This window comes from Paenibacillus sp. 32O-W (assembly GCF_007679495.1).
GTDB lineage: Bacteria > Bacillota > Bacilli > Paenibacillales > NBRC-103111 > Paenibacillus_L > Paenibacillus_L residui.
The window spans coordinates 1-13,566 of record NZ_VEGP01000063.1; the positions used below are offsets into that span (position 1 = coordinate 1).

Consider the following 13,566-nt stretch of genomic DNA (forward strand, 5'->3'; position numbering starts at 1 on the left):
TTTTACTCTTACGCTACGACTTTAGTCGTCGACATTTATGTCTAAATCCACCTGCTTTGAGCAGGTGGTAGTTTAAGTGGACCTGATTTAGTTGCCGGAACTTTTCTCAATAGAAGGGTAATAGATGCCTCAAGAATGGAGAGATGGTGCGGAATCCTTCCCAATGGATGGAATATAGAAGTAATATGAGCTCCACGGCCGTTCCGCCCCCAGACAGAGACCTTAATCGCTTTAGAAGGGCCTTTCGGTAAATTTAGTGTGGAAAACCTGAACGGTTCGGTTATAACGGATCCCAGAGACCTTAATCGCTCCAAAAGGGCCTTTCAGATATTTTAACGGATCCAGATGACCTTATCTCAAGAAAAACACGTGAAAATAGGAGAAATCTATGCAATAAGCGCAACTGTTTCCGTTAGTCTAAAATAACCGCCTGATTTGACGAAATAGAGTCTCCCTGTTCCGTTACATTTTCAAAGGGTGCGAGTATTCTGTGTGATATGGATGAAGCAAGATTAGCGGAAACCCGGGAAGGGCTGTCCGCACTTGGCGAGGTTTACACCTACTCTGCTGATGTAACCAACAACGGGAAATGCAGAAGATGACAAACCAAGCTGTGAACCTTCTCGGGGGGATTGATGTGCTGATCAATAATGCCGGAATCGCGCGCTTAAGAATAAAAAGGAAAACCGCTATTCAAGTTGGTGGTTGGTTGAAACTTTGTTATCCCATAAAAGTTAGTTATTTCTCGCAAATTGAGTTAAATGCAATGTCTCAGACTTATCATTCCATTTAATAATACTCATAATTTTCTCGTCCGATTTTCCGACTATATTCACTAATTTATCATCGCCGTGAATCAAACCGCCATCGAATGCAATGGAAAAATGAGCTTTATCTATTTTGTCGTAACTGAGCGTTTCTGCAATACTTCCATTTACCGTGCCATACGAAAATACAATTTCGTTAGCGGCAGATAATTCAGATAGATTACCTTTGTAGAAAAAATCAATTACGACACTTTCCTTTGTCTGAGAAGAGTTTGTTGTATATAGGGCATTCCAATACTCACCTTCAGCATATAAAATAATTTCATCATTTTTTGGTTGATTTTTGGAACAACCGATAATAAAAGTGGTAAGTAAAGCCAATAACAAAAGATTTAAAACAAATCGCTTAAGATTCATAAACTGACCCTCCCATTGATACGTACTTATGCCAAAGACCACATTTTATACAATAACGCCGTTTTTAAAGTTGAGCGGTTAGTCGAAGTTTTATAATTGTGTCGGTCACAGTATACAGGCACGATTTGAACAACATATTTTTCATATTCGATGAGGTATTCTCATATTCCTTGCTGTCTATATAACGAAACCAAGCAAATAATGTTTCAAATATTTGGTTGCAGCACCATTAAAGCGGCCGATCCACATAGCCATGAAAATAAGTGACTCCATTGATAATTGCTCTATAAAGTAATTAATGTTACTATATAAAGTAAATAAAATGGAGGTGTTGGCATGGAGTTAATTGTTGAACCGGATACAGCGTTAGTCGATCAGAAGGTAAGCATACGCATGACAGGTTTAGAGCCTGGCGAGCAGGTCACTCTTCGCGCCGCCATGACTGAAATGCCCGGGGCGGTCTATGAAGCAGAATCCTTCGCAACGTTTATAGCCGGGGTTAACGGGGAAGTACATCTGGATCAGCAAGCCCCTGTAGCAGGTACATATAGCGGGGTCGATCCAATGGGCTTGTTTTGGTCGATGAAGGTCAGTCATGTCCGCTATTCGATGACTCGCAAGCTGGATCAGCTAACTTTCGTGCCGGCAGCCTCCGGGATTATGTTATCGGCTGAGTCGGCAAAGGGGCGGGTGGCGAAAGCCAACCTTCAGAGGGAGTATGTAAGCTCGAAAGTGCTTGTACAAGATGTGAAGGAACACGGTCTGGTTGGAAAGTACTTTTATTTACCGGATCAGCCACCGGCACAGGGGGTGCTTGTGCTTGGAGGAGGAGAAGGGGGATTAGCTTCCTCTATGAACTATGCCGCCCTGTTTGCTTCCTATGGTTTTCCTTCATTGGCCCTGGCCTATTTCCGCTTCGAGCATCTGCCGGAACACCTGCAGGAAATCCCTCTGGAATATTTCTATCAGGCGATTGAATGGCTGCGGCACCGGCAGGAGGTTCGGCCGGACCGTAATGCGGTATTCGGGCGGTCGAAGGGCGCGGAGTTATCTCTTATCCTGGGCACGGTCTTTCCCGAAATCGGCTGCGTTATTGCTTCCAGTCCGAGTTCTACCGCCTGCATAGGACATATTGAACCGGGGGCCGATCATTCGTACAGGCGGTATTCATCCTGGTCGTACCAAGGGAAGGCGCTGCCTTATGTAGAATGGACGAATGAGCAGTGTGAGGAAGCGTTAAATTGCTTCAAAACGTACAAACGAATTGACCATATTCATAAAGCAGCATTCGAGCAATGCGACAGGCTGGAGGAAGTGACCATTCCCGTGGAAAAAATCGCCGGCCCTATCCTGATCATTACCTCTACGGACGATCATTGGTGGCCGGCGGAGCTTCATGGCGAAAGAATTGCGGCCAGGCTCAAGGCGAAGGGCTTCTCCCACAAGTTCGAGCATCTCCATTACGAAGATACCGGCCACTTGGTCCGCTATCCGTACATTCCGACCACACAACTGTCCATGAATGGAGGAACACCGTTCAACAATTACATCGCATCCTTGGAATCATGGAATCGGATTAAACAATTTTTAATGGAAATTTCTGATGAATAGAGGAGAAACCGGATGGAAGATTTACAGTTGAATGTTCCGCTTCTTCGCCGTCGTGTACCCAATTTGACGGTAGCCGCGAAAGCGGCCGGTCTAAGGCCCGCCACAGTATCGAACCTGTGTACGGGCAAAATTCCCGTAGGCCGTGCAGAGGTACGTACGCTGGTCATCCTTGCTTCGATTGCAGGCTGCACACTCGACGAACTCATTATAAGAGGAAACGGCCGCGGAATGATAGAAACCGGAATTAAAGTGCTGGACTTGCTGGCCCCCATAGTGAGAGGCGGAATTACCGGACTGGTGGCCAGACCTGGAACAGGACAGATGGTTCTGCTCGCTGAACTGCTTAACCGGTTAGGAAAGCGCGGCTATACGACGCTGTTCTGGAAGCCCAAGGAGGAAGGCCCGGGGATCGAGGAGGTTGTTGAAGAGGCGGATGGAATATGCTTATCGTTGGATGAAGCCGTTCATCAAATCCTTCATTTCAGAGAAGAACATGATGTCATTCTGGCAGCCGACCGGGCTATCGTTCTGTCCGGTGAATGGTACACTTTGAAAGAAAGGATCAAGGAAGAGGGCGCGAGGCCATTGACGATCTTTCTGGTCGATCCCCGGGGAGAAGCGGTGGATGTCGAAGCGCCTTACGGGCCATTGGACACCTTGATCCGGTTCGATATGGAGCTCCCCACAAGACAATTGTATCCGGCGATCGACCCCATACTGTCCACGTCCATCATTCTGGAAGGAGCACAGCTCGAATCCGCCCATTTAGCGGTTCAACAGCGGGCAAGAAAGGTGCTCCGCCGGTACCGGGAGCTGAGGCCTATGCTGCAAATCCAGGGAGCCGACAAGCTTGGCGAAGCCGATCGTATCCTGTATCATCGGGGTGAAAGACTGGAGGCTTTTCTATCCCAACCGTTTTATACGGCCGAGCCATTTACACAGAGACCGGGTCAATGGTGCTCCGTACACGAAACACTGGAGGATGTGAAGCTTCTTCTGGACGGCAAAGCCGATCATTTAAATGCAGAGGAATTGAAAAATATCGGCCGGCTGCCGCTGTAATCATGCATTCCGGCATAACCCACCTGCATAATGAGTAGGGTACAGGTCTCGATTGACAGCTGAAGAAGAAATTTTTTATGATGGATATTAAATCATGCGACGTTTAGCGTTTGACATGACTTTTGGACAAAGGAGTGAGTGCGGATGCAACGATTTGAAAACAGTGGTGCCGGAAGTGAAGTTCCTGTCGCCGTTGACCTGAATTCAGAGACAGGCCCGATCTGCGAGACTACGCGGAGAATTGTCATTGTGAGCCCGTTTCCCGCTTCCGTACGGTCTCTATTTGTTGCGCTGACGATTCGCTGTTTCGATGTCCTGGTCTTTCATCATGAGGATGATCCGGTTCTGCAGACGATGGATAGCGATCTTATGATTATCGACCGGACCAAGGGCATTTTATCCAGTCCCATAGATATTAACACTACGTCAGACCGCCGAATTCTCTTCTTATGCAAAGAGGAGGAAGCGGACTGTCCGCACAGTCACGTATTGGTATGGCCATGCCCGATAGAACAAGCGGTGGAGAAGATCGAGAAGCTTGTCGTCCGCAGCGATTCATCGGAAGGCCAGCTGAGCGGAGGTGATTTATTACGCTACAAGGATCTTGTGATGGACCTGAAAAAAATCACCTTACGCCAATGCGGCACCAAAGTGGACCTGACCAAAACCGAATTCGATCTTCTTAAAGGCTTGCTTCTCAATGGAGGAGTGATGTCCCGGGACGAGCTGATGTCCTTCGTCTGGGGGGACAGCTATTTCGGCGGAAGCAACTCCATCGATGTTCATATCAAGAGCCTGCGGCGCAAATTGGGCGACGATCCCAGAAAATCAAAGTACATCGCCACAGTCAGAGGAATCGGCTATCGGATTGCCGATTGATTCCAATCTAAACCAACCCTTCATGATCATTCATGGAGGTTTTTTTGTTCCAACAACTTTCTAATTGGCATAAAAAGCTGCCGACATTATATTTCTTCATCAAACCTTCATGATAGGGGATCCCGGCCATGCTATAATTTTATTAAAATTATTTTCAATTAAGAATAATTATTACAGAAGGGGCTGATTGCATGTTATATAAATCCGTCATCATCGGAACGGGGCCAGCAGGCTTGACTGCAGCCATCTATCTGGCGCGGGCCAACCTGAATCCTCTGGTTATTGAAGGACCGGAACCCGGGGGGCAATTGACAACAACTACCGATGTCGAGAATTTCCCCGGATTTCCGGACGGGATTATGGGCCCGCAATTAATGGACAATATGCGCAAGCAGGCGGAACGCTTCGGCGCCGAGTTTCGTACGGGTTGGGTAAACCGGGCCGATTTGTCCAAGCGGCCGTTCACGCTATTGGTAGAAGGAATCGGAGAGATTCAAGCGGAGACCGTCATCGTATCGACCGGGGCTTCGGCCAAATATTTGGGCATCCCCGGCGAGAAGGAGAACGTCGGCCGCGGCGTCAGCACCTGTGCCACCTGTGATGGCTTCTTCTTCCGCAACAAGAAGATCATTGTCGTGGGCGGAGGAGATTCGGCGATGGAGGAAGCCGGCTTCCTGACCCGATTTGCTTCCGAAGTCGTTGTAGTGCACAGGCGCAATGAGCTTCGTGCCTCCAAAATTATGCAGGATCGGGCACGCGGCAACGCCAAGATTACGTGGGCACTGAACCACACCCCGTTGGAAGTGGCGGCGGGAGAACAGGGGGTGACCGGTCTTAAGGTGAGGAACAATGAGACTGGGCGGGAAGAAATGATCGAAGCGAACGGAATTTTCGTGGCGATCGGTCATACGCCAAATACACGATTCCTCGATGGGCAGTTGACTACGGATGAGCAAGGTTATCTGATCGTGAACCCGGGAACGACCGAGACCAATATTCCGGGGGTTTTCGCCTGCGGAGACGTACAAGACAAGCGCTATCGGCAGGCGATCAGTGCAGCCGGAACAGGCTGTATGGCGGCGCTGGACTGCGAACGTTATCTCGAAGCATTAGAGCTGGAAACCGTTTAATTGTATAACCGTTGCTACTTTATTATTAAGGAGAGGATTCGGATGTCCGTTCATAAAGTCATCGTTTATACCAGCACTTATTGTCCTGCTTGCACACGCGTGAAGCATTTTCTAAACGAACAGGGAGTGGACTTTGAGGAGCGTAATGTCGACAAGGATGAAAAATACGCCGAGGATCTGTTGAATGCCGGCATACGTGCCGTTCCGGTTACCGTGGTCGGAGCAGAGAAAATCGTTGGCTTTAACCAAAGCGCACTGAGCAAGGTTTTGGCCGAGAGACCGTAAGAAAAGTGTTCGAATGAAAGAGAAACCGCCGTTATGGCGGTTTTTTGTTTATTTTCCATCTTTCGCCCTGGAGGAGCAAGTTGGACAAAATCCATTAAGACGCCTGTGGCGCGGCGCCTCATCAACGGGTCTTCATGTCCGATCGGATCAGTAAAATCGTCATAAATAATTTGGAGAAAATCACAAATTCTGTGAACAAATTTTCAATGTCCCTTGTTAGCCTTACCGTATAATGAGTGAAGAAAACCGGAGCAGCCTAGACATGAAGCCTTCCGAAGGATGGAGAACGGTTACATAAAGGGGGGACCGTCCTAAAAACGATGGGCACGCAGCGAAGCGAAATCTCAGAGGCGCAAGTCAAATGGTAAAAACGTTCACGGGCAAAGGAAAATAAGACTAGTCCGTTACTTTGAAAGCGCTTGTATACATCCGTTCGGATGGAAAAATAGCGAAGGACTCACACAGTAGTTAAATGAAAAAATGGCGGGGGAGGAATGGCAATGAGATACAAGTCGATGGCATCCGTAGGAACCGCTCTGCTGGCGGTATCGCTGCTGGCGGGCTGCACCTCCGGCGGCAAACCGGATCCCGGGCCCACGGGGCAAGTTCAGGAGAAGGACGATGGAGACAAGGGAAAGGATAAGGTCGAGATCAGCTTCTGGTATGGATGGGGAGGCCCGGAGGAGCAGGTGATCAAGAGCCTGATTGATAAATTCAACGCCAGCCAGGACCGTATTATCGTCAAAGGGACACTGGAAGCCGACTATAGTAAGCAGCTTACGGCCATTACGGCAGGGAGCCCTCCGGATGTGGCTTCGCAGTTTGGTAACAACAGCGTTCCTTACGGTGTGGACGGAGCGATGACGCCGCTCGACGATTATATGAAGAAAAGCGGAATAACTGCGGCGGATTTCGTCACCGGGGCTCTGGAGCAGAACCAATATGAGGGAGTCACCTACGCGCTGCCCGTGGCCATGCATATTTCGATGCTTCTTTACAATAAAGACATTCTCGCCGAGGCAGGCTACGATCAGCCGCCGGAGACGGTTCAGCAGTTGGCCGAATATTTCGATAAGCTGAACAAAATTGAAGCGGGAGGGGAAATCAAGCGGCTCGCCTTTAATCCGAACCTGCCGATCTATGATTTTACTTATTTGTTCGGCGGGAAATTTTATGACGAAGAGAAACAGGAGATCACTCCGCAGGACCCCGGCTTTCTGGCGGCGATGAAGTACAACGCGAATTTATGGAAAAAGGCGGGAGGCAGCGAGAAGCTGAGTCCTTTCTTCAATTCGTTGGGAGCGGTGAATACGGCGGACGATCCATTCTTCACGGGCAAATACGCGATGATGGTTGCGGGAGAATGGGTGCCGAGCTTTATCAAGCGGTTTGCTCCACCGAATTTCAACTATGGGATCGCTCCACTGCCATACGATGAGAAGCATCCGGACAAAAAAGGCTCCGCCTCCGTTAGTACCAGCACGTTCTATATTCCCAAAGGCGCCAAGCATCCGGACGAAGCCTGGGAATTCATCCGCTGGTTCCTGGAGCCGGAAAATACAGCCGAATTCAATGCCGGCATCGGCAATCTGCCTCCGGTGCTCAAGGCGATCGACCAAGACGTCTTCGAAGGGGTTCCCGGCTTCAAGGAATATCTGGAGGCTTCCAAAAATCCAAATCTGTTCAGCTTCCCGTCCATGCCCTATACCCCGCAATACCGGAATGAAATCGGCGTTGCCTATACCGAGGTGCTGGACGGCAAGCTGACACCGGAGGTGGCCGGCAAGCAAATTGCGGATAAAATGAAGCCGGTCCTCGAGAAGTATGCGAAATAACGGGAGGCCGCATCCGAGCTATGAAAAATAATCGCATGCCTCCGGGCGGTAATCGCACATCCGTTCTTCGCCGCCGGTCATCATGGGTGGTTACCGTCAGCCTGGCGCTGCTGTTATCCGCCATGCCGTCCCAAGACCTGGGTGCATCGCAGAAGCTGGCGGATAAATATAAGGATGCTCTACAGCTTAAGCCCATTGAATTTACCTCATATTCCGAAGACCAATTGCCCGTTTATGCCCATGCCGTCCGCAAGCAGCAGGAGGAAGGAAAGACGGATGCCGCCGGGGAGAGGATCGATATTCCTGCGAGCCAGTACAGCGGATTCGGCGATGATCCGCAGGCGGCCCCGCTTATCCAGACGGGAATAGGCGGGCGCACGGAGCCTATCTTGATCTGGAATGAAGGGACGGAATGGATCGAGTGGACGGCGGAGATTAAGGAGAGCGGGTTTTATCAAATAGAGGTGGATTATTTCCCCATAGAAGGGAAAAGGTCTTCCATTGATCGGGCCTTGAAAATAGATGGCCAGTTCCCTTTCAACGAAGCCCAGCGGCTGTCCTTCTATCGATTCTGGAAGGACGCCGCGGAGCCGGTCAGGAACCGCAAGGGAGACGATGTCCGGCCGCGGCAGGTGGAGGCTCCGCACTGGGAAACGGTCCGCTTGACGGATAATGAAGGCAAGCATGCGGAGCCTTTCCGCTTTTATCTGGAGAAGGGGACGCATACCCTCCGAATGGAGATGATTCGGGAGCCTGTCGCATTGTCGCGGATATCGCTTGTTCCTCCGGAGATTGTGCCGACCTATGCCGAGGTGAAGCAGCAGTATGCGCAGAAAGGCTATAAAGAAGCGGAGGATACGGCTGTAAAAATTCAGGCGGAGCAGGCGGATTACAAAACCGATCCGACCATCCGCAGGGAAACGAATTCCGATCCGATAACGGAGCCGGCGGCAGAAGGAAATATCCGCTTGAATGTCATCGGAGACTACCGTTGGCGCAAGGGCGGGCAGTCGATAGCCTGGACCTTCGCGGTTCCCCAATCGGGGCTGTACAAGATTGGCATCAAGGCCGGCCAATGGTGGGGGGACGGTCTGCCCGGCTACCGGAAAATCGAAGTGGACGGCCGCGTTCCTTTTCGGGAGCTGGAGGAATTTGCTTTCCCTTACGACAAGCATTGGAGGATTGATACTCTCGGGGACGGGGAAGAGGATTACTTGTTCTATCTGGAGGAAGGCGAGCACACCATCCGGATGACGGTGCAATTGGGCCCGTATCGGGAAGTGCTGCAGTCGCTGATGGAGACGATCCGGCAAATTTCCGATCTTAATCGCAAGATCATTATGGTGACGGGGACGAAGCCCGATCTCAATTACCGCTATGATCTGGATCGGCGGATTCCGAATCTGCTGGACGATTTGTCCGCGATTACGGAGCAGCTTCGTTTCCAGATCGGCGAAATACAGCGCCTCTCCGGGAAGAATCCGGCGGTGGTGCAGAGCCTGAAGATGATAGAGGATCAATTCACGCGGATGATCCGAAATCCGGACAGCATTCCTGCCCAACTGGAGGATATGACGAACAGCCAGGCACAGCTCGGCAATTGGCTGCTGAGTCTGAAGGAAGCTCCGCTGGTGCTGGATTACCTGATCGTGGCATCGCCCGATACGACATGGCCGAAGGCGATGTCCAACATCTTCCAGCGTTCGTATGCCACGTTCCAGAACTTCTTGAATTCCTTCAGCAAAGATTACAACAGTGTGGGAGACACGCCAGCTCTGGGAGAGGACGGCAAGGATGCCGTCGTCATCGATGTATGGGTGGGGAACGGCCGGGAATGGGCGGAGCTGCTTAAAGATTTGGCAGACGAAACCTTTACCCCGGAGTCCGGGATCGCCGTCAATATGAATACGATTCCGGCGGGCCAACTGGCTGTAGGGGGAGTGAACACCCTGCTGCTGGCCGCAAGCTCCGGCAAAGCGCCGGATGTGGCGGTCAGTGTAGATGGGCTGCTTCCGGTCGAGTTCGCCATCCGGGATGCCGTCGTCAATCTGAACCAGTTTGCGGATTATGAAGAGGTTTCGCAATGGTTTTTGCCCGGTGCGTTAGTTCCGTTTCGCTACAACGGCGGGGATTACGCCTTGCCGGAAACCCAGGATTTCAACATTCTGGTCTATCGTAAGGATATTTTGGCCGAGCTGCATCTGGGCATTCCCGATACATGGGATGATTTGTATCAAATTCTGCCCGTTCTTCAGCGAAACGGGATGAACGCGTTCGTTCCGCCGGTCATCGATCCGTTCCTATATCAGCACGGAGGCCAATTCTACAATGAGGAAGGAACGGAATCCGGCTTGGCCTCCCCGGAAGCTTATCGCGCCTTCAAGGAATGGACGGATTTGTATACGAATTACCGGATTCCGATCCAGGCCGATTTCTTCAACCGGATGCGTTCCGGAGAGATGCCGATCGGATTGGCCGGGTACCAGCACTATGTGCTTCTATCTACTGCGGCTCCGGAATTGGCGGGGCGCTGGGGAATCGCTCCGGCCCCCGGCAAGAAGCAGCTTGACGGCACGGTGGACCGTTCGGCGGGGGGAGCGTTGAAGGCAACCGTCATCTTCCGGCAGTCGGAGCATCCGAACGAAGCCTGGCAGTTTCTGAAATGGTGGATGAGCAAGGAGACGCAGCAGAGATTCGGACTAGAGCTGGAGTCGCTGCTGGGCGTGGAGGCGAGATGGAACAGCGCCAATGCCGAGGCCTTCCAGGAGCTTCCGTGGCCGAAGGAGGACCTGATGACCTTCCAGGAGCAATGGAAGTGGTTCAAGGAGCCACCGGTCGTCCTTGGCGGCTATTTTACGAACAGGCATTTGACCAATGCCTGGAATCGGGTCGTCATGTCGGGAATGAATCCGCGCGAATCGCTGGAGCAAGCGGTCAAGGACATCAACCGGGAGCTGGAGGCGAAGCAGGAGGAGTACGGATTCGGCAAGCCAAGATAAGATGATCATCGAGGAAGCGGAGCCAGATGATGAAGGCCGGCGAACCAGACTTCACTCTGATTGGCCGGCCGGTGTATCAGGAAGGAGGGGTCAGGTGACGGGAAAAACCGCAGTCGTCAGCGAGACCGGTATGCCGCTTGGCAAAAGGAAAAGGCTTTCCCATTTTCACAAGCATAAGCTGCAGTATTTGATGCTGGCTCCATTTGTTCTCTTGTTCACTCTCTTTATTGTGATCCCGGTGCTGTGGTCCATCGGATTAAGCTTCAGCTACTACAATATGCTCCAGCCTGCGCGCTGGGTCGGACTCACCAATTATGAGCTGCTTTTTCTGGAGGACGATATTTTCCTGACGGCGGTGAAGAATACGCTGGCTTTTGCCGTCGTCACCGGTCCGCTTAGCTACTTTCTGTCCTTCTTCTTCGCCTGGATCATTCATAATCTGCGGTTCAGCAACGGCTTCGCCCTTGCTTTCTATGCTCCGTCGATCACGAGCTCTGTAGCTTTATCGGTCGTCTGGCTCTATATTTTCTCCGGCGACCGCTACGGCCTGATCAATAACTTGCTCATTCATAACGGATTGCTGGAGCGGCCGATCATCTGGCTCGGCAATCCGGAGACGATGCTCTATGTCGTCATGTTCGTGTCGCTCTGGATGAGCATGGGAGCGGGCTTCCTCGTCTTCCTCGCCGGCTTGCGCAATGTGCCGACGGATATATACGAAGCCGGGGCAATCGACGGAATACGCAGTAAATTCCAGGAGATGCGGCTGCTTACGCTGCCGATGATGAAGCCGCAGCTATTGTTTGGAGCCGTGAACGCGATTGTCAGCTCCTTCGCCGTCTTCGATATCGCCACGGTGCTGACCGGAATGCCCAGCCCGAATTATGCGGCGCATACGATTGTCGCTCATTTATACGATTATGCCTTTATCCGTTTTGACTTGGGCTATTCCTCGGCAATCGCCGTAGTGCTGTTTCTGTTCACGCTCACTCTCGGGCGGATCTGTATGAGGCTGCTGTCTTCGAAGGATCAGTGATCGAACATGAGATGATTTTACGAGGGGTCAGCATCACCATTCATGCAACGCTTCATCGATGGTCAGCCGTGTCATTGGTGCGACGCTTCATCGATGATCGGTGGTGTCATTGGTGCGACGCTTCTATCGATGGTCAGCAGTGTCATTGGCGCAACGCTTCACTGACTGTGAGCAGCCTCGTTTACGCCATGATTCATCGAGAAAGCAGAAGGCAATCACGATTGTGCTTTAATCCGGATCTGATTCGGAGAATGCCGGGGCCGAAGTCCAAACCGAAGGGGGGGAACCTGCTTTGACGGCAATAACCCGACAATGGGTCAAACCTATGTGGCGTAAGCTGCGCCGAGTCCGCATGGTCAAGCCGGGCCGGGTCGTTCTGCATCTGGTCATGCTGGTGCTGGTCGTCCTGACCTCTGCCCCGATTGTCTATGTCATCTCCACAGCTTTCAAGCCGCTCGACGAGCTGTTCATGTATCCGCCCCGGTTTTGGGTAATGAAGCCGACGCTGAAGAACTTCAGCGACCTGTTTATCGCTACGGACGGAATGCTGGTGCCCTTCACCCGCTATGTGTTCAACAGCGTCTTGACCACCGTGGCCACCGTCTTGGGCAGCGTCGTGATCTGTTCGATGGGCGCCTTCATTGTATCAAAATATAAATTGCCGGGGACCGGCTTCTTGTTTGCTTTGATTATTTCTGCACTGATGTTCTCGCCCCAGGTAACGCAAATTCCGACCTATTTCGTCATCTCCAATCTGGATTTGATCGACAGCTATTGGGCGCTCATCCTGCCGAAGCTGGCTGTTCCGTATAACTTTTTTCTCATGAAGCAGTTTATGGACCAAATTCCCGAAGCTACGCTGGAGGCGGCCAGGGTGGACGGAGCGAATGAATGGACCTCGTTCTGGAAGGTGGTTATGCCGATGGTCAAGCCGGCGTGGATAACCGTCGTCATTTTTACCTTTATCGCAAATTGGAATGACTTCTTCACTCCGCTGATTTATACGACCAGCGAAGCGATGAAAACTTTGCCGCTGGCTATGGCGGGCGTGTCCAACGGAACCGTCGGACGAATGGGAGCGGCGGCTGCCGGGGCGTTCGTCACAACGATACCGACGATCATTTTGTTCGTCATCCTGCAGCGGCAGGTAATGGATACGATGGCGCATTCCGGCATCAAGTCATAGAGGCGTATAGGACACGATAGACCTTAATCGGTCTGGAAAGGCCTTCCGGCAGCTTTAACGGACCCGGAGTAGACTGTCGATTTAGGGTATACAACCAAAAACCAAAGATCATGTGCGCGGTTTGGTTTTAACGGACCCCAGAGACCTTATTCGCTCCAAAAGGGCCTTTCGGTCATTTTAACGGAATCGGATGACCTTATTCCAAGAAATGCAGGCGAAAGTATGAGGATTTCAATGAAATAAGGGCGTTTAGGTCCGTTAGTCTGAAAAAAACGCCTATTTTGTCGAAATAGGGTCTTTCAGATCCGTTACATGATTACAGTGGAGGATAGTCTAAGTTTTGGCGAGTAGTGTTCAAT

At 51.2% G+C, this 13,566-nt stretch carries 10 protein-coding genes; 9 read left to right on the plus strand and 1 reads right to left on the minus strand.

Going from position 1 to position 13,566, the window contains the following annotated elements; all coding sequences use genetic code 11:
• Positions 1–734: 734 nt before the first annotated feature.
• Positions 735–1,184 (minus strand): hypothetical protein, encoded by a 450-nt coding sequence (locus tag FS806_RS20150; protein ID WP_144940209.1) that lies wholly within the window; start codon positions 1,182–1,184, stop codon positions 735–737.
• Positions 1,185–1,520: 336 nt separating this feature from the next.
• On the opposite strand from FS806_RS20150, the gene FS806_RS20155 reads away from it, so the two are divergent.
• The 9 genes from FS806_RS20155 (at position 1,521) to FS806_RS20195 (ending at position 13,207) form a co-directional block, all read left to right on the plus strand.
• Positions 1,521–2,795, plus strand: a complete 1,275-nt coding sequence (locus tag FS806_RS20155; RefSeq protein WP_144940211.1) for an acyl-CoA thioesterase/bile acid-CoA:amino acid N-acyltransferase family protein — start codon at positions 1,521–1,523, stop codon at positions 2,793–2,795.
• A 12-nt stretch (positions 2,796–2,807) separates the two neighbouring features.
• A complete protein-coding gene (locus FS806_RS20160) occupies positions 2,808–3,857 on the plus strand; it encodes an ATP synthase beta subunit C-terminal domain-containing protein (protein ID WP_144940213.1) in 1,050 nt (349 codons plus the stop codon).
• Between the two features lie 144 nt (positions 3,858–4,001).
• Complete coding sequence (locus FS806_RS20165; RefSeq protein ID WP_144940215.1) at positions 4,002–4,736, plus strand: winged helix-turn-helix domain-containing protein; 735 nt, start codon at positions 4,002–4,004, stop codon at positions 4,734–4,736.
• Positions 4,737–4,927: 191 nt separating this feature from the next.
• Positions 4,928–5,866: a thioredoxin-disulfide reductase gene (gene trxB / locus FS806_RS20170; protein ID WP_144940217.1), complete on the plus strand. Its 939-nt coding sequence runs from the start codon at positions 4,928–4,930 to the stop codon at positions 5,864–5,866.
• A 42-nt stretch (positions 5,867–5,908) separates the two neighbouring features.
• Complete coding sequence (locus tag FS806_RS20175) at positions 5,909–6,151, plus strand: glutaredoxin family protein (RefSeq protein WP_144940219.1); 243 nt, start codon at positions 5,909–5,911, stop codon at positions 6,149–6,151.
• 500 nt (positions 6,152–6,651) lie between these two features.
• Positions 6,652–7,986, plus strand: a complete 1,335-nt coding sequence (locus FS806_RS20180) for an ABC transporter substrate-binding protein (RefSeq protein ID WP_186328452.1) — start codon at positions 6,652–6,654, stop codon at positions 7,984–7,986.
• Positions 7,987–8,006: 20 nt separating this feature from the next.
• Positions 8,007–10,985: an extracellular solute-binding protein gene (locus tag FS806_RS20185; protein ID WP_144940223.1), complete on the plus strand. Its 2,979-nt coding sequence runs from the start codon at positions 8,007–8,009 to the stop codon at positions 10,983–10,985.
• A gap of 94 nt (positions 10,986–11,079) precedes the next feature.
• Positions 11,080–12,021, plus strand: a complete 942-nt coding sequence (locus FS806_RS20190; RefSeq protein WP_260982184.1) for a carbohydrate ABC transporter permease — start codon at positions 11,080–11,082, stop codon at positions 12,019–12,021.
• Between the two features lie 292 nt (positions 12,022–12,313).
• Positions 12,314–13,207 (plus strand): carbohydrate ABC transporter permease, encoded by an 894-nt coding sequence (locus FS806_RS20195; RefSeq protein ID WP_222126733.1) that lies wholly within the window; start codon positions 12,314–12,316, stop codon positions 13,205–13,207.
• Positions 13,208–13,566: the final 359 nt, after the last annotated feature.

Bases quoted from the DNA above. Each gene is read 5' to 3' on its own strand.
- FS806_RS20155 (WP_144940211.1), top strand. From the start codon at position 1,521: ATGGAGTTAATTGTTGAACCGGATACAGCGTTAGTCGATCAGAAGGTA.
- FS806_RS20180 (WP_186328452.1), top strand. From the start codon at position 6,652: ATGAGATACAAGTCGATGGCATCCGTAGGAACCGCTCTGCTGGCGGTA.
- FS806_RS20150 (WP_144940209.1), bottom strand. From the start codon at position 1,184: ATGAATCTTAAGCGATTTGTTTTAAATCTTTTGTTATTGGCTTTACTT.
- FS806_RS20160 (WP_144940213.1), top strand. From the start codon at position 2,808: ATGGAAGATTTACAGTTGAATGTTCCGCTTCTTCGCCGTCGTGTACCC.
- FS806_RS20185 (WP_144940223.1), top strand. From the start codon at position 8,007: ATGAAAAATAATCGCATGCCTCCGGGCGGTAATCGCACATCCGTTCTT.
- FS806_RS20165 (WP_144940215.1), top strand. From the start codon at position 4,002: ATGCAACGATTTGAAAACAGTGGTGCCGGAAGTGAAGTTCCTGTCGCC.
- FS806_RS20175 (WP_144940219.1), top strand. From the start codon at position 5,909: ATGTCCGTTCATAAAGTCATCGTTTATACCAGCACTTATTGTCCTGCT.
- trxB (WP_144940217.1), top strand. From the start codon at position 4,928: ATGTTATATAAATCCGTCATCATCGGAACGGGGCCAGCAGGCTTGACT.